Origin of the sequence: Enterobacter cloacae complex sp. IR5412 (genome assembly GCF_049237385.1) — a bacterium.
Lineage (GTDB): Bacteria > Pseudomonadota > Gammaproteobacteria > Enterobacterales > Enterobacteriaceae > Enterobacter > Enterobacter intestinihominis.
In genome coordinates this window covers 409243-429042 of the sequence record NZ_JBMKHQ010000002.1, presented here as the reverse complement: position 1 = coordinate 429042, position 19800 = coordinate 409243, and the positions used below count along the sequence as shown (strand labels likewise).

Genomic DNA, 19800 nt, shown 5'->3' with positions numbered 1-19800 from the left:
TCATTTCTAGGGTGCGCATCTGCTAAGATGCGCACCATGAACATATTACTTTGTATTGCAATCACGACTGGCATCCTCTCCGGCCTCTGGGGTTGGGTGGCGGTATCTCTCGGTTTGTTGAGCTGGGCCGGTTTTCTTGGCTGCACGGCCTATTTCGCCTGTCCGCAGGGTGGTTTTAAAGGGCTCTTTATTTCAGGCAGCACGTTACTGAGTGGCGTGGTCTGGGCGCTGATCATTATGAAGGGCAGCGCGCTGGCGCCGCATGTGGAAATCCTGGGGTACGTCATGACCGGTATTGTGGCTTTCCTGATGTGCGTTCAGGCAAAACATCTGCTGTTGTCCTTTGTGCCCGGCACGTTCATGGGTGCCTGCGCGACCTTTGCAGGCCAGGGGGACTGGAAGCTGGTGGTCCCTTCGCTCATGCTGGGATTACTGTTTGGCTACGCTATGAAGAACAGCGGTCTCTGGCTTGCAGCCCGACGCGAGAAGAGCCAGAACGTTCCTGTGGTAAGTAAATAAAAAAAAGGCGAGACGAAAATCTCGCCTTTTTATACGCCGCCAATCATGACTCCGGCGGAACCGACATCTCACGGTATTTCACCAGCACCGCATTACTCACGTCACTTTTATTCTGAAGATCCCACAAGCCGCGATCGATGCCGTCATTAATCAGGAAAATCACCCCGGTTTCGATGGCCGACATCAGACATAGCATGACCGGCTCGTTAGAGGTATAGCCAATTTCAGCCTCCAGCAAACGCTGGTAGTCGATAAAGCGGAATACCCCCGCCTGCACTTCATATGAGAGAATCGTTTTGCTGGTGGTCACGGAGGATAAAATTTCACCCGTGCTCACGTTAACCACGCGCAGGTTGACGGCAATCTGATCCAGCTGATACTGCGTGTCGGCCCCGATACCAAAGTAACGGGCACCCGCGCCGCCCGATTTCACGTTACTTTCGTAGCCGATAATCGAGCCTTCCACCATGATATTGGCTGCGGTGAGAGACTGTAGCGGCATGCGGTTATTGACGCCAACGGTACCATTCTCCTGTGCAGCACGAATGATTTTTCGTTCGTTAAGCAGGTTTTGCAGCCCCTGGCGTTCCAGCGGGATAAACCAGCGCGAATCTTTCAGGGCGGTAACCAGCATCGCGGTGGCGCTCTGCGGTACGGCCGTGGAGAAGTTACTGGCCGGATACGGTTTGAACTGGCCCGTCTCATCCTGAATGTTATAGACCGAGACGAATATCTTCCCGGTAGGGCCCGGCAGATGCGTCAGATCCCGATAGCTCTGGGCACGGGGCATTAGGGTGGGTTTAGCGGCTTCTTTTGGCGGGGCAGTTAAACAACCGCTTAATAAGCACACTGCAACTAAAATAAAAAAGCGCTGCATGATAATTGTCCTTATTTCGGAGTTGTTTAGAAATCAGTTGAACTGGTCTGCAAACCGGAAACCTGGATTGTCGACGTCTTACCGGTTTTTCGGTCCGTCACATTTAACTGAAGCTGCCCGTCTTTATTGGCAATATCGACGATAAAGTCATTAGTGACCATCCGGCCGGGTTTTCCGGTATTAATGTTGGTTAATAAGCCACCTAATATTTGCGACTGGATGGCCTGAGTAAAATTATCCAGAGCTGACGGGGTCTCGATACCGAAATCATCGTCATAGCTGGGGTCTTTATAGGAGTTTTGAGCCTGCGCCTGGTTAAGCATAAAGGCTCCGTTATTCGGGTTGCCGCCAAAATTAGGGTTGCGGAACTGGAATGTCATATTTCCGGCCCAACTCAACGGCGCAATGAGCATTAACGAAATCACTGTGTGTGCGAGACGCATTACAGCCTCCGAAATAGGTGTCGTTGCTAGAACTCATCTTTTGCTAAATCGCCTGTGCTCAAAAGGGCTTTATCTAACTGTAGGCGGTTAATAGCTTCTTCTGTTTGTGCCAGTGCGAAAGCGACGTTCTGATCGAAGTCTCTTTTCGTTGGGAATAAAAAAGTCTGGTAAATAACGTCCTGATTAGCGGTTATTGTGATCCAGCTTCCCCACCGCGCACTGGGCCGTTCGTTGATGGTTAAATTACCCGGATAATCGCTTTCCCACTTATCGCTGAAGGCACGATAAAAATCGTGTCCGACAGAGGTGACGGTGTGGTCGGTCAACAGTCCAGGAACTTCCACCTCAACAGCCTGAAGGTTTCCGGCAGCAAGCATAATGCCTGCGGCGGCAATCCAACTTAGGGTGCGTTTCATGCTATTAACGCCTGAGGTTATCGTTTGCCCACGACACCGCCTGCGTGCGATTTTTAACAGCTATCTTTTTGAAAAGATTATAAAGATGCGTCTTAACCGTATTTTCGCTGATAAATAACGAACGGGCGATTTCAATATTTGAAGCACCAATACGCAGTTTGTTCAGGATCTCTTTCTCACGGTGCGTCAGAAGGGCCGATTCCGAACTGTTATAGCGATAATTTCCGGAGTGGGTAATGAGGTAGCTGGCCAGTTTTTGCGAGAAATAACACTCCCCCCGTAATATGCCCTGCAAACCCTCCACGACACGGTTTTCTTCTTCTGTAACGTAAAACACGCCGTTAATATGCGGCCAGCTCTCAATTTCGCGGAAAGGATACTCATCAGGCGTATTCAATAACAACACGCGGATATTATTGTTTTTCCTGCTTAAATTATCTTGCCAGTAATGGATCAGTTTTTTATCCGCTTCCATCATATCGAGAAGAATGATGCTGCCAGGAGCGATATCATCAAAAGAACGTTGAATGTTATGAAGTTTCCCGTTAAGTGACAGGCATTGTTTTAAATGCTGCAATAACGCTGTCGCTTGTAAGGAAGGTTTTGTGATCAACAATAATGTATGAACGGGTAAGCTATGGACTTCATTAAACATGATGAAACCCCACGTTATTTATGACACCCGGCAGCTGCCCTCGTATTATTGAAAAGGGCACCAGAAGTACTGCAGGTGTGGCACTGCTGTGTGTAGTTAAAAAACCTTCCTCCAAAGGAGGCGGTAAAATTAAAAACAAATAACGTACTGCTGTTTTCAATCTAGCTATTGCAAACTTTAAAGCAAGTGTTAATCGTGTAACATAATGTAAAATTCGATATTTATTTGTGTATTTTGCAGGGTGAATAGATTTTAAGATAAGGGGAAAGTTGTACAGGTGTATAAACGTGCACAGATTTTAAAAACCATACGGTATATTATAATGATTTGTATTATCTGGTTTTTTATTATTGTAAGCCAGCCGGTAAAAAGTATGAACTCTGCTAAAAACATAAGACTTACCTAAACCAGAATTTTTTCTTAAGAAAACTTGCTTCGTGTCACGCGCGTGGCAAAGGGCATTGTCGTTTTTGTCTGAAGCAGCCGGTACAGGTTGGACAGCCTGTCTCGCTGTTGTACAAGCGCAGGAAGACATTTTTGGTTTCTGCTTTAGGCGAGTATCCCGTCGTTTCAGGCGAGATTTACGACTTTGAGGTGAAGGGGAATATAAAAATAAGGCGCACGGGTGAGATATTAAACATGTTTCGGCAGACATACTCTTTTCCGTAACGCGGCGTTAACAAAACGAATCGCGTTAACGGAGTAAGGAATACCTTTTTTATAGCCAGGTCCAGGGTGACAGCATGAAAAACAAAACGTTGTTTATGATGTTTACATTACTGGGTGCGCCTGGGTTTGTAATCGCAGGTGATTCAGATTTAGCCAGTTCTGAATATAATTTTGCGATAAATGAATTAAGTAAAGCTTCATACAATCAGGCAGCCATTATTGGTCAACAGGGTTCAGGAAATAATGCTGATGTACGCCAGGGCGGTTCTAAATTGCTGTCCGTTATTTCCCAGGAGGGCGGGAATAACCGCGCGAATGTTGATCAGTCAGGGACGTATAACCTTGCTTATATCGATCAGACCGGCAACGGCAACGATGCGAGTATTAAGCAGGGCGCTTTTGGCAACACCGCCATGATTATCCAGAAAGGCTCGGGTAACAGGGCGAATATAACGCAGTATGGTACGCAGAAAACAGCAGTTGTAGTACAGAGACAGTCGCAGATGGCTATTCGCGTTATTCAACGCTAGCGATGTGTGACGCCTTAATCAATCCGATGGGGGTTTACCATGAAACTTTTCAAAGTGGCAGTTATTGCAGCAATCGTAGTTTCTGGCAGTGCTTTCGCAGGTGCGGTACCACAATTTGGCGGCGGTCACGGTGGTGGCTGGGGTGGCGGCAATAACGGCCCTGACTCAACCCTGAGCATTTACCAGTATGGCGGCGGTAACTCCGCGCTTGCTTTGCAGACGGACGCCCGAGATTCTGAATTGACCATTACCCAGCATGGTGGCGGTAACGGCGCAGACGTTGGCCAGGGCTCTGATGACAGTTCTATCGATCTGCTGCAAAAAGGCTTTGGTAACAGCGCCACCATCGACCAGTGGAATAGCAAAGATTCTGTTATCAACGTGAAACAGTTCGGCGGCGGCAACGGCGCGGCGGTAGACCAGACAGCGTCCGGCTCAACGGTGACTGTGCACCAGGTTGGCTTCGGCAACAACGCGACCGCACACCAGTACTGATTCATTTCTGTACCAAAAAACAGGGCATGCGCCCTGTTTTTTTTCGGGAGGATCTCATGAGCACCTTCATTCTCCTTGCCGCGCTTGCCAGCCAGATAACGTTCAGCACCTCACAGCAGGCAAATGTGACAACCATTATTCCTCAGGTCACGCTGGCAGACGCCTGCGAATGTCAGGTTGAGGTGTTATCTGTCCGGCAGGGGCAGGGGGGACAAAGTACATCGCGGCAGAAAAATACTCTTTTTATACCCGCTAATCAGCCGATTGATCTAACGCGAATCAGTTTAAATATTCGCTCAGGGGATGCGGTAAAAATAATCGTCACCGTTTCCGATGGAAAATCGCTTCATTTATCACAGCAGTGGAACGCACCGGCAAGTACGCTTTAATCATTCATAAAATCAATGATTTAATAAAGTGGCGGCGCTGCACAGGTAAGCTATGCTGATATCAAGAACCCAGCAAACGGGTTGCTTAAATTGATACGTCATAACGGAGCGTTTTTACCCCTCAAGGACGAATTTCATTGAGGAGTACAAATAATGTTCAAATCCGCAGCGTGTATTATTTCTGGTCTGGGACTGATCCTGTCCTCTTTTTTTCCTCCGGCTTATTCAGCAACTATAGAGAATGGTGGGGTGATTCATTTTCGTGGCGCGGTGGTCGCTGACCCGTGCGAAGTCACGCCCCGGCATCAGCAGTTTGCAATTTCCTGCCCGGAAAATAACCGTATGAAAACGCATACCATCAGTTATGACGAGGCGCTCCGGGGCCATCATCCTCACTCAGAGCTGGCCGCTGTCACCATGAAATATCTGAATGAAAAGAAAACGCTTGCGGTCGTTCAGGTGGATTACCGTTAACCGCCGTTTTTTTCGCGACAGTTTTTCTCCTTCTCCCTCTGCGATACACTGATGAAAAAGGCGGGTTGCAGAGGGTGTTTATGAGACCGCAAATCGACGTTATTCATGGCGATATCACGACGGTGCACGTTGACGTGATCGTCAACGCAGCCAATTCCTCCCTGATGGGTGGGGGCGGGGTAGACGGTGCCATTCACCGGGCCGCGGGCCCTCAGCTCCTTGAAGCATGCAAAACCGTGCGCCAGCAGCAGGGAGAGTGCCCGCCGGGGCATGCTGTTATTACGCTTGCGGGCGATCTCCCGGCCAAAGCGGTGATCCATACCGTTGGACCTGTCTGGCACGGTGGCGACCGCCATGAGGCTGAGATTCTGGAGCAGGCTTATCGTAACTGCCTGCGGCTTGCGGCAGATAACGGCTATAAGACCATGGCGTTCCCCGCCATTAGCACCGGGGTGTACGGTTATCCAAAGGAAGCGGCAGCTACGATCGCCGTGAATACCGTTTATCACTACCTTTCCCTCAAACCCATGCCGGAAAAAGTCATTTTTGTCTGTTTCGATGAGCACACCGCCGACCTGTATCAGCGGCTTTTGACCGCGCGCAGCCAGGCATTTTGATGTCTGAAAAGCAAAAACGGCGCTCTGGAGGCGCCGTTTTTTTATCCCGCTTTAACCTGAGGTTTGCCTGAGAACAGGAAACGCAAAAGCGGGATCCGCAGGTGGATTTCATACAACACGATGGCAATGCCAACCACAAAGACCAGACCGGTGAAGAAGCCCAGCGCATTCGATTTGATATGCGGCGTAATGTACGCCCCGAAAAACAGCGTCAGCGGATGGTGGACCAGGTAGATAAACAGTGAAGCATTAACGAAATAGGTGACGCGACTTGATTTAAAATTCAGCAGACGATGGCCAAGGGCGAACACCACGTTAACCATCCACAGGCCCATCAGCATCGTTATCACGCTCTCTGTCTCATACATCCACGCGTCCCCGCTGCCAAAGCGCTGATTGAGAAGATAGGCGGCAAAGGCCAGCGCAGCACCCACCGCACACCAGGGGGAGGGGGTGGTAAACAGCGCTTTAAGCCGGGGATGAATAAATGCTAGCGCCCCAATCAGGAAGAAGGGGATGTAGAACAGGGTCTGCATCACCACGAAATTAAACAGCCCATCGCTCAGAATGGGAGGGTAGACAATGAGTAGCGTACGCCTGACGGCGGCATACGCGACCCCCAGCGCAAGAAACAGCAGCGACAGCTTGCCCAGGGTGATGTTGGCGAAGAAGGTCGAGGTTGCGGCGCTCGCGCGCTGGCGCAGTTGACTGAAGATCAGCAAACTCACCGTGGTTAGCACCACCAGTACCAGCAGGAACCAGAGGTGGGAAATCAGCTCCCAGACCAGGGTGTTGTATTTCTCATAGAACGAGAGATTAGGCCAGTTTTCCGCCTTGCCTTTAACATGCTGCAACATGATGAACTGCGGCAGCGTCAGCAGCGGAATGGCCGTCAACATTGGTATGCCCACGCGCTCCACGCGTACTTTCCACCACCGCTTGAGGGGATAGCGCAAGAAGAGCATGTAAGAGAAATAGCCTGAAATGACGAAAAACACCTGCATGCGGAAGGCATGGATAAAATCATTGAACAGCGTCAGCCACCAGGAGGGCATCTGGCTGTTCACATGCCAGGTGTGGCTGGAATAGATCAGTGAAATATGAAAAGGGATCCCCAATAGCATGAGCCATGCGCGGATCGAGTCGAGGAAATATTCACGTTGTACAGGGGTTGTGCTCATATAACTTTGCGCATTCTCAGACTTTTCGCCTTATCCCTAAGGCTCATAATGGTTACATTCGGAGCCAACCCTACACCAAGACCGACACCCTGTCTCCAGGATAAGCACGCAAAGTGAAAAGCGGGTTCTTTCATTTGCTTAATCCATGAGCCAGCGAGCTGAACAAAGCAGTGATAATGTTGTCGGATTGCCTGAGTTTCCATTAAAATGGATCGGATCGATATAAGCACACAAAGGGGGAAGTGCTTACTTATTATGAAACATAAACCACAAATGATGAAAATGCGTTGGTTGGGTGTAGCAGTGCTGTTGTCACTGTATACCTCATCTGCACTGGCCTTTAACATCGATGATGTCGCAAAACAGGCTAAATCGATGGCGGGCAAGAGCTACGAAGCGCCAAAAAGTAACCTGCCCTCCGTTTTCCGCGACATGAAATACGCGGACTATCAGCAGATCCAGTTCAATCACGATAAAGCGTACTGGAACAATATTAAAACCCCGTTCAAGCTTGAATTTTACCACCAGGGTATGTACTTCGACACGCCGGTTGCCATCAATGAAGTGACGGCGACCGCGGTACGTAAAATCAAGTACAGCCCGGATTATTTCAATTTTGGCGATGTGCAACACGATAAAGACACGGTGAAAGACCTCGGCTTCGCAGGCTTCAAGGTGCTTTACCCGATTAACAGCAAAGATAAAAACGACGAAATCGTCAGCATGCTTGGCGCCAGCTACTTCCGCGTGATTGGCGCGGGGCAGGTATACGGGCTTTCTGCGCGCGGTCTGGCAATTGATACCGCGCTGCCATCAGGTGAAGAATTTCCACGTTTTCGCGAGTTCTGGATCGAACGTCCAAAACCAACCGACAAACGTCTGACAATTTATGCGCTGCTGGACTCCCCTCGTGCGACAGGCGCTTATCGCTTCGTGATCATGCCAGGGCGTGACACGGTGGTTGACGTGCAGTCTAAAGTTTACCTGCGCGATAAAGTGGGCAAACTGGGCGTCGCGCCGCTGACCAGCATGTTCCTGTTCGGGCCGAATCAGCCGTCTCCGGCGACTAACTTCCGCCCTCAACTGCATGATTCTAATGGCCTTTCCATTCATGCTGGTAACGGCGAGTGGATCTGGCGTCCGCTGAACAACCCGAAACACCTCGCCGTCAGCAGCTTTGCGATGGAAAACCCGCAGGGCTTTGGTCTGCTGCAACGTGGCCGTCAGTTCTCCCGCTTTGAAGATCTGGACGACCGCTACGATCTGCGCCCAAGCGCCTGGGTTACACCGAAAGGCGACTGGGGTAAAGGCAAGGTTGAGTTGGTTGAAATTCCAACCAATGATGAAACCAACGATAACATCGTGGCGTACTGGACACCGGATCAGCTGCCTGAAGCCGGTAAAGAGATGAACTTCAAGTATGCGATCACCTTCAGCCGTGACGAAGACAAACTGCACGCACCGGATAACGCGTATGTGATGCAGACGCGTCGTTCTACGGGGGACGTGAAGCAGTCCAACCTGATTCGTCAGCCGGATGGCACGCTGGCATTTATCGTGGACTTCACCGGGCAGGATATGAAAAAACTGGCGCCGGATACTGCCGTGACGGCACAGGCCAGCATTGGCGATAACGGTGAAATCGTTGAGAACGCTGTGCGTTACAATCCGGTCACCAAAGGGTGGCGTTTGACCCTGCGCGTGAAGGTGAAAGATCCGAAACAGACCACTGAAATGCGCGCCGCGCTGGTCAGTAACGATAAGCCGCTGAGTGAAACCTGGAGCTATCAGCTACCTGCCAATGAATAATACATCTGAATATATTGATGCCATGCCGCTAACGGACATTGAAAAAGCGGCACTCCCTGCGAGCGACATCCGCGCGGTTCACACCGCGCTGGATGGTGAACATCGTCACTTTTCCCGTGATGATGATACGCCGCTGGGGTCAGTGAAGGCACGTCTGGAGCAGGCATGGCCAGACTCGCTGGCAGAAGGGCAGTTAATCAAGGATGACGAAGGGCGTGACCAGCTACAGGCGATGCCGAAGGCCACGCGTTCCTCTATGTTCCCCGATCCGTGGCGCACCAACCCGGTGGGTCGCTTCTGGGATCGCCTGCGTGGGCGTGACGTGACGCCGCGCTATCTGTCACGTCTGACCAAAGAACAACAGGCGTCCGAGCAGAAATGGCGTACCGTGGGAACGATTCGTCGTTACATTCTGCTGCTGCTGACGCTGGCACAGACGGTTGTCGCCACCTGGTACATGAAAACTATTCTGCCGTACCAGGGCTGGGCATTGATTAACCCTGCTGACATGATTGGCCAGGATATCTGGGTCTCCTTCATGCAGCTGCTGCCGTATATTTTACAGAGCGGCATCCTTCTGCTGTTTGCCGTGCTGTTCTGTTGGGTCTCCGCCGGGTTCTGGACGGCGCTGATGGGCTTCCTGCAACTGCTGATGGGGCGTGACAAATACAGCATTTCTGCGTCGACGGTCGGGGATGAACCCCTCAATCCTGAGCACCGTACCGCGCTGATCATGCCTATCTGTAACGAAGATGTTGACCGCGTATTCGCCGGGCTGCGTGCCACCTGGGAGTCCGTAAAGGCGACCGGTAACGCGGCGCATTTCGACGTCTACATCCTGAGCGACAGCTACAACCCGGATATCTGCGTGGCAGAGCAAAAAGCCTGGATGGAGCTGATTGCTGAAGTGCAGGGCGAAGGGCAGATCTTCTACCGTCGTCGTCGTCGTCGTGTTAAGCGTAAGAGCGGGAACATCGATGACTTCTGCCGTCGTTGGGGTAACCAGTACAGCTACATGGTGGTATTGGATGCGGACTCCGTGATGAGCGGCGACTGTCTGAGCGGGCTGGTCCGTCTGATGGAAGCCAATCCGAACGCGGGTATTATTCAGTCCTCGCCAAAAGCGTCCGGTATGGACACGCTATATGCGCGCTGCCAGCAGTTTGCGACCCGCGTCTACGGGCCGCTGTTTACTGCCGGTCTGCACTTCTGGCAGCTGGGTGAATCTCACTACTGGGGCCACAACGCCATTATCCGCGTGAAGCCATTCATCGAGCACTGCGCCCTGGCGCCGCTGCCGGGTGAAGGATCGTTTGCCGGGTCCATTCTGTCGCATGACTTTGTGGAAGCCGCGCTGATGCGTCGCGCAGGGTGGGGCGTCTGGATTGCCTACGATCTGCCGGGCTCGTATGAAGAGCTGCCGCCGAACCTGCTGGATGAGCTCAAGCGCGACCGCCGCTGGTGTCACGGTAACCTGATGAACTTCCGCCTGTTCCTGGTGAAGGGGATGCACCCTGTTCACCGTGCGGTGTTCCTGACGGGCGTCATGTCCTATCTGTCTGCGCCGCTGTGGTTTATGTTCCTGGCACTCTCGACCGCGTTGCAGGTTGTGCATGCCCTGACGGAGCCGCAGTACTTCCTGCAACCGCGCCAGCTGTTCCCGGTGTGGCCGCAGTGGCGTCCGGAGCTGGCGATTGCGCTGTTCGCGTCGACCATGGTGCTGCTGTTCCTGCCTAAGCTGCTCAGTATCATTCTGATCTGGTGTAAAGGTTCGAAGGAGTACGGTGGTTTCTGCCGTGTAACCCTTTCACTGCTGCTGGAAGTGCTGTTCTCGGTCCTGCTGGCACCGGTGCGTATGCTGTTCCACACGGTATTCGTGGTGAGCGCGTTCCTGGGATGGGAAGTGGTGTGGAATTCACCGCAGCGTGACGATGACTCTACGCCATGGAGTGAAGCCTTTATGCGCCACGGCTCTCAGCTGCTGCTGGGCCTGGTGTGGGCTGTTGGTATGGCCTGGCTGGATCTGCGTTTCCTGTTCTGGCTGGCGCCAATCGTCTTCTCGCTGATCCTGTCGCCATTTGTGTCGGTGATCTCCAGCCGTTCTACGGTGGGCCTGCGTACCAAACGCTGGAAGCTGTTCCTGATCCCGGAAGAGTATTCTCCGCCGCAGGTGCTGGTGGATACCGATACCTATCTGGAGCAGAACCGCAAACGCACGCTGGATGATGGCTTTATGCACGCCGTGTTTAACCCGTCATTCAATGCGCTGGCAACCGCGATGGCGACTGCGCGTCACCGCGCCAGCCAGGTGCTGGAGATCGCCCGCGATCGCCACGTTGAGCAGGCGCTGAATGAGACGCCAGAAAAGCTTAACCGCGACCGTCGTCTGGTGCTGTTGAGCGATCCGGTGACGATGGCACGGCTTCACTACCGCGTGTGGACTTCTCCGGAGAGATACTCTTCGTGGGTGAATTACTACAAGGACGTGAAGATGAATCCGCTGGCCCTGAAGGCGAAGTAAGTTGTTAAGTAGGGCGGGTAAGCGAAGCGCCACCCGCCAAATAAAATACCGGCTTAATCGCCGGTATTTTTTTAGAGGTCAGAAATGAAAGTAATCATTGTTGTCATGATGGCATGCCTGCTCAGCGGCTGCGGCAGCATCATCAGCCGCACCATTCCCGGACAGGGCCACGGGAATCAGTACTACCCCGGCGTACAGTGGGATGTCCGTGATTCCGCATGGCGCTATCTCACCGTGCTCGATCTGCCATTTTCGCTGATTTTCGACACGCTACTGCTGCCCATCGATGCCAGCCACGGCCCTTACGAGTAACGAGAGCTTATCGCTCGTCCCATTCGTCCGCTGCGGCCTGACCTTCTTCGGTATCCAGCGGCGGTTCGAGCTGAAACTCACCTTCATCCCATTCATGCAGCGTATTTTCTTCCAGCCACTCCTGACGTAACTCAATTTCGTCATAGTCGCCGTCGAATACCGCCTGCGCACCTTCACCACTCAGTATCGGCAGACATTCTCCGTCTTCACCTTCATCAGCAAAGAATTCGGCCTGCCACATAATATCGCCGTCCTGAAGGACGTATTTTTGGATATTGAGTTGTTGCACGTCAGCATCTTCTTCCTCAATGCCGGGATTATCGGCGAGGAATTCTTCGCGAGCGGCATCGATAGCTTCTTCCAGCGTGGCGTACATTGTCATTGGTGTCTCCCTGTTTTTCGTGAAGGTATTCAGGGAAAGAATAGCTGATTATATGATTGTGCAAGTATGAATGCGTAAATTAGCCGTCACGATGTTGTGTTATGCGCGCCGGGCGTAGCGCCCGGGATAAGCTGAGCCAGGAATAAACAGCGTTGAACAGCACGACGCCTGCCGTCACGATAAAGACCGCCCGGAAACCGAAACTGGCCGAAACCCCCGCGCCGACCAGCGGCCCGGTGACGTTACCCAGATCGCGAAACGACTGGTTGTAGCTGAAAATACGTCCGGCAATCTGGTTGGTGGAGTTATAAACCAGCAGCGTCTGCACCGCCGGAAGCAACGCGCCGTCCGCTGCGCCCAGCAGAAAGCGCAACACGCCGAGCTGCCAGGGAGACTGCACCATCGACATGGGGATCAGCAGCAGAACGGAGAGGATCAGGGCGCAGATCAGAATTTTCTCCGGGCCAATGCGATCGCCCAGCCTACCGAGCCGTGGCGCGCTCAGCAACGCGGCCACGCCGGGAACAGAGGCGATCAGGCCGCTAATAAAAGCAATGTTGCTGACGTTTCCCGCCAGATCGCGGACATAGAGCGTCAGAATAGGCGCGATTGAACCGGTGGCCACCTGAATAATCATGGTGGTCACAAACAGGCTCAGCACCAGCTTTGGGTTTTTCAGCGAGGCCAGCACATCCCGGGCGTGCAGCATCTCTTTTTTGGCTACCGGCGTGAAATTCTCGCGGATGCAGATAAGCGTCACGAGGAAGCAGAGGAACAGCACGCTGGCGGTAATGAAGAATACCGGCCGCAGTCCGTAGTGGTCGGCCAGCAGCCCGCCCGCCAGCGGACCCAGCAGTGCGCCGCTTACGCCGCCAGTGGAGAGCGTACCTAATGCCCAGCCGCTTTTATGGCGTGGGATTTGGGTTGCGATCAGGGCGTTGGCATTGGGGATAAATCCCCCGAGCAGACCCAGAAGCGCGCGTAATATCAGAAACTGCCAGACATTCTGCGCCACCCCCATCAACAGCATTATGATCGCCATGCCGAGCGCGGAGCGCAGCAGCATAATTTTGCGGCCTTTGCGATCCGCAAGCCCACCCCAGAAAGGCGACGCAATGGCGGAGAACAGGAACGTAATGCTGAACACCAGGCCGGACCACATATTCAGTGCGCTATGGCCGGTGACGCCGAGCTGTTCAACGTAGAGGGGCAGGAAGGGCATTACCAGGCTAAAGGCGGCGCCAGTAAGAAAACAACCCAGCCATGCAACCGTCAGGTTGCGTTTCCAGTTTATGGGAGCATCTGTGGAGGACATAACTATCCGCATAATGAGGTGCAGGGCACCGTGACCAGTGAGGTAATAAGCCTGCTAATTATGCGCCTGGGGTATGATTGCCGCAATGACGGGGAGCTTTTAAAGCTAAAACAGCTTGCGGCCCGGAAGACCGCATGCAGATTAATAACGAGAAGGGACGCCCTGAGGCCGGGTTTTGAAGCGGCGATGCAGCCACATGTACTGCTCGGGAGCGAGCATAATGCATTTCTCGACAATAGCATTCATCCAGCGCGCGGTGGTTTCTGCATCATCCAGCGGCGGCGTGAGTTCCGGCTCCAGCATGATGAGCTGATAGCCTGAACCGTCTGGTTTACGGCGCGGTACAAACGGCACGATAGCCGCTTTGGACATCCGCGCCAGCATCCAGGTCCCGGTGGTTGTCGCCGCATCTTCCACCGCAAAGAACGGGACAAACACGCTGGATTGCGGGCCATAGTCATGATCCGGGGCATACCAGACCACTTCACCTGATTTGAGGGCGCGGATCATCCCTTTAAGGTCTTTGCGGTCGATCATGCTTTTATTCGAGCGCATGCGTCCGTTGGTCTGTATCAAATCGATCACCGGATTATCGTTGGGACGATAAACGCCAATACCCGGCGCCTGCATGCCGAACATGCGCGCGCCAATTTCGAGCGTCAGGAAATGAACGCCAATCAGCAGGACGCCAGTCTGGTTGGCCTGGAGATTATGCACCGGATCCATGCCGGTTCCGGCCACTTCCGTCCAGCGCGCCATGCGCTTATCCGACCAGAACCAGGCCATACCGGTCTCCATCAGTCCCATGCCGACAGATTCGAAGTTTTTAACCACCATGTCGTGACGCTCAGATTCGCTCATCTGAGGAAAGCAAAGCTCAAGATTTCGATACGCGATCCTGGCGCGACGCTTCATAAATTGTTGAGCAATGCGGCCCAGTCCTTTACCCATGCGGAAAATTACGGGATAAGGCAGCTGTACAATTAGCCACAACAAGCCAATGCCTGACCATGTTAACCAATAGCGTGGGTGTAAAAGCGCGGCAGTAAATTTCGGTAACTGGGTCATGTCTGTCCTGTGTTCTAACGTCCTGAAGGGCTATTGTCTCATTTTTTGAGGCATAGCCAAAATGTCTGTCATCGAAACATGAAAGAATATGCAAGTGTTAAGTCTGATTAATCAGGTTGACTGAAATGTAGCGTAAATTGTGTGGATGTAAATTGTCTTTGTTTGCTATATCATGCCGACCGATTTTTATTTCTCAACGATTGCAGGACTTGTACACCATGCCAGTGTTACACAACCGCGTTTCGAATGAGATGTTGAAAGCGCGTATGTTGGCCGAAACCGAACCGCGCACAACGATCTCTTTCTATAAATATTTTACCATCAACGATCCACAGGCGACCCGCGATGCGCTTTACCAGGCTTTCACCACCCTGAACGTGTTTGGTCGCGTCTATCTGGCGCGTGAGGGTATTAACGCGCAGATCAGCGTGCCGGAAAGCAAAGTCAGCGCCTTCCGCGATCTCCTTTATGGTTTTGATCCGGCGCTTAACGGCTTACGCCTGAACATTGCGCTGGATGATGACGGCAAATCGTTCTGGGTGCTGCGCATGAAGGTGCGTGAGCGTATTGTGGCGGATGGCATCGACGATCCGAGCTTCAATGCCGCGAATGTGGGGGAGTACCTCAAGGCCGCTGAAGTGAACGCGATGCTCGACGATCCGGATGCAGTGTTCATCGATATGCGTAACCACTACGAATATGAAGTGGGCCACTTCGAGAATGCGATGGAAATTCCTGCCGACACTTTCCGCGAACAGCTGCCGAAAGCGGTTGAGATGATGCAGGAGCATAAAGACAAAAAGATCGTTATGTATTGCACCGGGGGGATCCGCTGCGAAAAAGCCAGTGCCTGGATGAAACACAACGGTTTTAATAAAGTCTGGCATATTGAGGGTGGGATCATTGAATATGCCCGCCGCGCCCGCGAGCAGGGGTTACCGGTGCGTTTTATCGGTAAAAACTTTGTGTTTGATGAGCGTATGGGCGAGCGAATTTCAGAGGACGTAATCGCTCACTGCCACCAGTGCGGTACGCCGTGCGACACGCATACCAACTGCAAAAACGACGGTTGTCATCTTCTGTTTATTCAGTGTCCTGCATGTGCCGAGAAGTTTAATGGCTGCTGTAGCGAGCTGTGCAGTGAAGAGAGTATCCTGCCTGAAGAAGAGCAACGTCGTCGCCGTGCCGGGCGCGAGAACGGGAATAAGATCTTTAATAAATCCCGGGGCCGACTGAATACCAAACTGGGTATTCCGGACCCGGAGTAAAACATTGCCCGGCGGCGTAAAAGCCTGCCGGGCCTGTTTTATGACTTCTGCTGAACGCCTTCCACCGAAATAATCAGCTCTACATCCTGCGATGCCGGTCCTAAATCTGTGGTGATATTAAAATCTTTCAGATGAATTTTGCCGGCGGCTTCAAAGCCAGCACGTTTTCCGCCCCACGGATCGTCGCCCTGGCCGATTAATTTCGCATCCAGTGTTACCGGTTTTGTTACGCCATTCAGCGTAAGATTACCGGTAATAGCGAGCTTATCACCGTCTTTCTTCACTTCTGTCGACGCGAAAGTAGCTTGCGGGAATTTGCCTACGTTCAGGAATTCAGCGCTGCGCAGATGTTTATCACGCTCGGCGTGATTAGTGTCGACGCTGTTAGTATTAATGGTGACGTTTACTTTATCGGCAGCAGGGTTTTTCTCGTCGAAACTAAATGTGCCATCGAAATCATTGAACGTACCATATAACCAGCTGTAACCCAGATGCTGAATACGGAAATTGACGAAGGCATGCTGGCCTTCTTTATCAATTTTATAGTCGGCGGCAATGGCCGAACCGGTGGTAAATAACAGCGAACCTAATGCGATACCCAACAGGCGTTTTTTCATTTTATGCTCCAGAGTCAACTGACGAACGGCCAAGCATGCGCTTCAGCGTATCGTCTTTATCAATAAAGTGGTGTTTCAGGGCCGCAAGGCCATGCAGAACAGACAGGATCACCACGCTCCATGCCAGCCACAGATGAACCACACCTGCGGTGTCAGCCTGTGAACCGGCGTCAGCCAGCGTGGCAGGGACGTCAAAGAGCCCAAACACGCTGATCGGTTTGCCGTCTGCGGTCGAAATGAGATAACCGCTGATCAGAATGGCGAACAGCAGGGCATAGAGTGCGATATGTGCGCCAACAGCGCTTATGCGGGTAAGACGGCCATGGCTTTTGGGGGCAGGAGGGGGCGGAGAGAGATGTCGCCAGATCACGCGAAAAACCAGACCCATCATCAGCAGAACCCCAATGCTTTTGTGCAATTCGGGGGCCTGATGATACCAACCGTCATAATAGCTTAATGTCACCATCCAGAGGCCGAGACCAAACATGGCATAGACAGCAAGTGCAAATAGCCAGTGTAAACACATGGATATTATTCCGTAGCGGCTGGAGGAGTTACGCCATTGCATATGAATTTCCGTTCTCAAATGACTGAGCAATAAAAATGGCCGGATTAATTAAATAATGCAACTGAAAAAAAGGAATAATGTTATTTAGTTATTTTATTTCAGCGAATTTGAATATGTTTCCGCAATGTATTTCAATCGCTTCGTTCAATAAATTTGAGATGACTTTTTATAAAAACTATAAGTTAAATAACTTTAAAGGAGTGTCAATAAACGTCAGTGATAGTTTTCAGAAGAATACAATAAAGATGACGTCAACAATCGCCAGCATCGACCAAAGGACAATGTAGAGCATGAAATGCTCGCGGATGTTATTGATAAGGTAATTCACCAGTCTGCGCATCATGATCCTCTCGCAAATCAGGCTCCGGTTATTCGGAGCCTGTAGCGGTATTATCGGCTAAAGCGCGAGAGCGCGAAGGGTTTGAGATCAAACGAAGGCGCAATCCCCTGAGCAAACTGGGCGGCGATTTCACCTAACACAGAGGCAAATTTAAACCCGTGACCGCTGAGCCCGGTTACGATCAGGGTGTTGTCGTGCCCAGGCAGGGTGTCGATGATGAAGTCTTCATCTGGCGTATTGTCATAGGTGCACGCTGCGCCATAAAGCAACCCGCCTACGCCCGGCAGAATATTACGCAGGAACGTGAAGGCTTCGGAACCATCCTGCGGATAGGCTCCGTACGGCTTGCGTTCTTCCGCAGAGGAAATGACCTGTCCGCCGTTATGTTTGCCAATCTTGAGCGCGTCTTTTTCCGAGGGGAAACCGTAGTACTGGTCGCCATTAGGTAACTCGCCCGTGAACGCCGGGAATTTGTTCTGGCTGCTGTAACGCCCGTCAGACTGGAACCAGGAGAAGACTTTGCGTACCGGCTGGATGGGCAGATCCGGCAGCAGTTTCGTCACCCACGTTCCCGCACTGACCAGCAGGCGTGCGGCGGTATATTCACCTTCAGACGTGGTGACGGTTGAACCCCCGGCATGGTGGGTGATGCCCGTGACCGGACAGTTAAACAACTGTGCGCAGCCCGCTTTGGCGGCGAGATCAATCCAGGTCTTAATGGCCGTTTCGCTGTGCAGTACCCCGGAATTGGCTTCAAACAATCCAATGTAGTCTTCAGGGACAGAAATTTCCGGCCAGCGCGCCATTAAGTCGTTCGCATCCAGACGCTCAACGTCCAGACGGTAGGCTTTCGCGCTCTCCTCGATCGTCGCCAGAAACGTGGAGTTGGCGGGCCCCAGATTAATAACCCCGGTGCGCTCAAAAATGCGTTCTTCGGTGACTGCGGCCAGCTCATCCCACAGCGTCTGAGCCCGAAGCACCAGCGGTACATAGCGCTCACCTTCGCCGTAAGCGTGACGGATAAGACGGGTATCGCCGTGATGGCTTCCTTCAGAATGAGGGGGAAGGTGGGCGTCAATCATCAGCACATTCAGACCCGCCTGCGTAGCGTAATAACCGGCTGCAGATCCAACGGAGCCGCTTCCGATAATGATCAAATCGTATTTCATAGGCTTCTCTTTACTAACGCTTTGTTAGCAGAGTAATTAACTATGTGGGCTTATACAAGAGCGAAATAAATAAGGCACCGCGAGGGTGCCTGTTGAGTGAAAAGGGGCATAAGGTCAATGCCGTTTATACTCATTTTCCTGGTAGTCGCCAGATTCTATTTTTGCGATGCCTGCTTCCAAAATAGAAATAAACTGACGGGCGACGTCTGTTGTAAGCCACAGCGTCTGTCCAACTTCCGCTTCGTCACGGTTTAGCTGATTCGGGGTCTGGTAGTGCAAACGCAGCATCAGCGCATCGTAGCTGTCTACGGTGCTGATATCCCAGCCAACGAGTGGATGGGTCTGGATGACTTCATTATTCTTTTCCATTATAACCCCCTTAATGCGTGTTAGAAGACAACGACTTTGAGGTTCAATGCATGTTTTTCTGAAAGCTTTTTCAGTATATCAATTAATAAGGGTTCCGCAGGAAAAAATAAACGGGTAGCAACACATTTTTCTGCTTTTTAGGATTGTTCGAACAATAAAACGTCATCTTGTTCACGATTTTCTAAGAAGATACTGAAATATTTTGAACTTTCAGGAGACGAAACGAAAAAAAGCCGGGGCGACCCGGCAAAAAAACACAATGAGGGAGCAAATTTTAATCAGTGATAAACCAGTCGTCGGCGCTTTCCCATGTTTCCTGCAAAATTTCGCTGATGCGGTCTTTGTCTTCTTTCGCGCCGCCAATGACGGAAAGATGGTTTGCTGTCGCATAACGTACCGTTATGGCGCCATCGTTTTCAGGAAAAGTGCTGTTAATACGTCGGGATAGCTCACCCGCCAGAGCGTCGAGTGCGCCAGCAGGCAGGACGGTGGTTTTGGCAATGGTGACTTCAATACGCATAAATGCCCCCCTGTGTAATATACTGTTTATTTATACAGTTATATTGGCGGTTTGACAACAGGGGGATGACAATTTTTTAGCTTTTTACCGTCCAGCTTACGGTTTCACCGGCCAGGAAGGGGATCAGCGTATCGTCGGTGAGCGCAATCGACGCTTCAACCTGGCTTTCTTTGCGCTCCAGCTCAATGAACGTGTCATTAACCGGCAGACCGTAGAAACGCGGGCCGTTAAGGGAGCAGAAGGCTTCGAAATGGCCTAACGCATTCATCTCGTCAAA

25 protein-coding genes and 1 pseudogene are annotated in these 19800 nt (G+C 51.9%); 10 read left to right on the top strand and 16 right to left on the bottom strand.

The features are described 5' to 3' along the window. Positions 1-36 precede the first annotated feature (36 nt). Positions 37-519, top strand: coding sequence for a DUF1097 domain-containing protein (locus ACOTX2_RS05755; protein ID WP_072202167.1), 483 nt, complete (start codon positions 37-39; stop codon positions 517-519). Between the two features lie 43 nt (positions 520-562). On the opposite strand, the gene csgG is transcribed toward ACOTX2_RS05755, so the two are convergent. The 5 genes from csgG to ACOTX2_RS05730 form a co-directional block, all read right to left on the bottom strand. Next, positions 563-1396, bottom strand: a complete 834-nt coding sequence (csgG, locus tag ACOTX2_RS05750) for a curli production assembly/transport protein CsgG (RefSeq protein ID WP_023299773.1) — start codon at positions 1394-1396, stop codon at positions 563-565. Positions 1397-1422: 26 nt separating this feature from the next. Next, on the bottom strand, positions 1423-1839 hold the full coding sequence (csgF, locus tag ACOTX2_RS05745) for a curli production assembly/transport protein CsgF (RefSeq protein WP_003858054.1): 417 nt from the start codon (positions 1837-1839) through the stop codon (positions 1423-1425). A gap of 26 nt (positions 1840-1865) precedes the next feature. Next, entirely contained in the window at positions 1866-2255 is a 390-nt protein-coding gene (csgE, locus tag ACOTX2_RS05740) for a curli production assembly/transport protein CsgE (protein ID WP_003858052.1), read from the bottom strand. Positions 2256-2259: 4 nt separating this feature from the next. Then, the gene (gene csgD / locus ACOTX2_RS05735) at positions 2260-2910 is read right to left on the bottom strand and encodes a biofilm master transcriptional regulator CsgD (RefSeq protein ID WP_063147639.1); all 651 of its coding nucleotides are present in this window, start codon (positions 2908-2910) and stop codon (positions 2260-2262) included. 298 nt (positions 2911-3208) lie between these two features. Beyond that, positions 3209-3565 carry a hypothetical protein gene (locus ACOTX2_RS05730; protein WP_127341665.1) on the bottom strand — a complete coding sequence of 119 codons (357 nt, stop codon included), beginning with the start codon at positions 3563-3565 and terminating at the stop codon, positions 3209-3211. Positions 3566-3653: 88 nt separating this feature from the next. Here ACOTX2_RS05730 and csgB point away from each other — a divergent pair, with 88 nt between their 5' ends. The 5 genes from csgB to ymdB all read left to right on the top strand — a co-directional run bounded on the left by csgB (position 3654) and on the right by ymdB (position 6084). Continuing rightward, positions 3654-4109, top strand: coding sequence for a curli minor subunit CsgB (gene csgB, locus ACOTX2_RS05725; protein WP_023299774.1), 456 nt, complete (start codon positions 3654-3656; stop codon positions 4107-4109). A 39-nt stretch (positions 4110-4148) separates the two neighbouring features. Continuing rightward, entirely contained in the window at positions 4149-4604 is a 456-nt protein-coding gene (gene csgA / locus ACOTX2_RS05720) for a curli major subunit CsgA (protein ID WP_003858043.1), read from the top strand. A 56-nt stretch (positions 4605-4660) separates the two neighbouring features. Continuing rightward, on the top strand, positions 4661-4993 hold the full coding sequence (gene csgC / locus ACOTX2_RS05715; RefSeq protein ID WP_023299776.1) for a curli assembly chaperone CsgC: 333 nt from the start codon (positions 4661-4663) through the stop codon (positions 4991-4993). A gap of 153 nt (positions 4994-5146) precedes the next feature. Continuing rightward, positions 5147-5467, top strand: coding sequence for a type 1 fimbrial protein (locus ACOTX2_RS05710; protein WP_063146125.1), 321 nt, complete (start codon positions 5147-5149; stop codon positions 5465-5467). Positions 5468-5547: 80 nt separating this feature from the next. Further along, complete coding sequence (ymdB, locus tag ACOTX2_RS05705; RefSeq protein ID WP_038415816.1) at positions 5548-6084, top strand: O-acetyl-ADP-ribose deacetylase; 537 nt, start codon at positions 5548-5550, stop codon at positions 6082-6084. Between the two features lie 41 nt (positions 6085-6125). Here the strand turns inward: ymdB and mdoC are convergent, their stop codons facing one another. Then, positions 6126-7265 carry a glucans biosynthesis protein MdoC gene (gene mdoC / locus ACOTX2_RS05700; RefSeq protein ID WP_022647705.1) on the bottom strand — a complete coding sequence of 380 codons (1140 nt, stop codon included), beginning with the start codon at positions 7263-7265 and terminating at the stop codon, positions 6126-6128. A 255-nt stretch (positions 7266-7520) separates the two neighbouring features. Here mdoC and mdoG point away from each other — a divergent pair, with 255 nt between their 5' ends. The 3 genes from mdoG to ACOTX2_RS05685 all read left to right on the top strand — a co-directional run bounded on the left by mdoG (position 7521) and on the right by ACOTX2_RS05685 (position 11907). Next, complete coding sequence (gene mdoG / locus ACOTX2_RS05695) at positions 7521-9074, top strand: glucans biosynthesis protein MdoG (RefSeq protein ID WP_032622136.1); 1554 nt, start codon at positions 7521-7523, stop codon at positions 9072-9074. Further along, positions 9067-11595: a glucans biosynthesis glucosyltransferase MdoH gene (mdoH, locus tag ACOTX2_RS05690; RefSeq protein ID WP_063147638.1), complete on the top strand. Its 2529-nt coding sequence runs from the start codon at positions 9067-9069 to the stop codon at positions 11593-11595. The genes mdoG and mdoH overlap by 8 nt, the downstream gene beginning before the upstream one ends. A gap of 84 nt (positions 11596-11679) precedes the next feature. Beyond that, on the top strand, positions 11680-11907 hold the full coding sequence (locus tag ACOTX2_RS05685; protein ID WP_003858030.1) for a YceK/YidQ family lipoprotein: 228 nt from the start codon (positions 11680-11682) through the stop codon (positions 11905-11907). 7 nt (positions 11908-11914) lie between these two features. On the opposite strand, the gene ACOTX2_RS05680 is transcribed toward ACOTX2_RS05685, so the two are convergent. The 3 genes from ACOTX2_RS05680 to ACOTX2_RS05670 form a co-directional block, all read right to left on the bottom strand. After that, positions 11915-12289: a MysB family protein gene (locus ACOTX2_RS05680; RefSeq protein ID WP_003858026.1), complete on the bottom strand. Its 375-nt coding sequence runs from the start codon at positions 12287-12289 to the stop codon at positions 11915-11917. Positions 12290-12368: 79 nt separating this feature from the next. Then, complete coding sequence (gene mdtG, locus ACOTX2_RS05675) at positions 12369-13604, bottom strand: multidrug efflux MFS transporter MdtG (protein ID WP_046618369.1); 1236 nt, start codon at positions 13602-13604, stop codon at positions 12369-12371. Positions 13605-13745: 141 nt separating this feature from the next. Continuing rightward, a complete protein-coding gene (locus ACOTX2_RS05670) occupies positions 13746-14672 on the bottom strand; it encodes a Kdo(2)-lipid IV(A) acyltransferase (RefSeq protein ID WP_023305852.1) in 927 nt (308 codons plus the stop codon). A 218-nt stretch (positions 14673-14890) separates the two neighbouring features. Between ACOTX2_RS05670 and ACOTX2_RS05665 the strand changes: the two genes are divergently transcribed. Further along, the gene (locus ACOTX2_RS05665) at positions 14891-15940 is read left to right on the top strand and encodes a rhodanese-related sulfurtransferase (protein WP_046618367.1); all 1050 of its coding nucleotides are present in this window, start codon (positions 14891-14893) and stop codon (positions 15938-15940) included. A gap of 38 nt (positions 15941-15978) precedes the next feature. Here ACOTX2_RS05665 and ACOTX2_RS05660 read toward each other — a convergent pair whose 3' ends face one another. From ACOTX2_RS05660 to ACOTX2_RS05630, 7 genes and pseudogenes are all read right to left on the bottom strand, one after another. Next, positions 15979-16557, bottom strand: a complete 579-nt coding sequence (locus ACOTX2_RS05660) for a YceI family protein (protein WP_022647711.1) — start codon at positions 16555-16557, stop codon at positions 15979-15981. Between the two features lies 1 nt (position 16558). Next, the gene (locus ACOTX2_RS05655) at positions 16559-17125 is read right to left on the bottom strand and encodes a cytochrome b (RefSeq protein WP_022647712.1); all 567 of its coding nucleotides are present in this window, start codon (positions 17123-17125) and stop codon (positions 16559-16561) included. Positions 17126-17351: 226 nt separating this feature from the next. Next, positions 17352-17465, bottom strand: a complete 114-nt coding sequence (locus tag ACOTX2_RS05650; RefSeq protein ID WP_063147637.1) for a YceO family protein — start codon at positions 17463-17465, stop codon at positions 17352-17354. A gap of 50 nt (positions 17466-17515) precedes the next feature. Next, complete coding sequence (gene solA / locus ACOTX2_RS05645; protein WP_063147636.1) at positions 17516-18634, bottom strand: N-methyl-L-tryptophan oxidase; 1119 nt, start codon at positions 18632-18634, stop codon at positions 17516-17518. Between the two features lie 114 nt (positions 18635-18748). Then, complete coding sequence (gene bssS, locus ACOTX2_RS05640) at positions 18749-19003, bottom strand: biofilm formation regulator BssS (RefSeq protein WP_023299782.1); 255 nt, start codon at positions 19001-19003, stop codon at positions 18749-18751. 274 nt (positions 19004-19277) lie between these two features. Then, a complete protein-coding gene (dinI, locus tag ACOTX2_RS05635; RefSeq protein WP_022647715.1) occupies positions 19278-19523 on the bottom strand; it encodes a DNA damage-inducible protein I in 246 nt (81 codons plus the stop codon). Between the two features lie 76 nt (positions 19524-19599). Continuing rightward, a pseudogene (locus ACOTX2_RS05630) lies at positions 19600-19800 on the bottom strand (dihydroorotase); the annotation flags it as partial.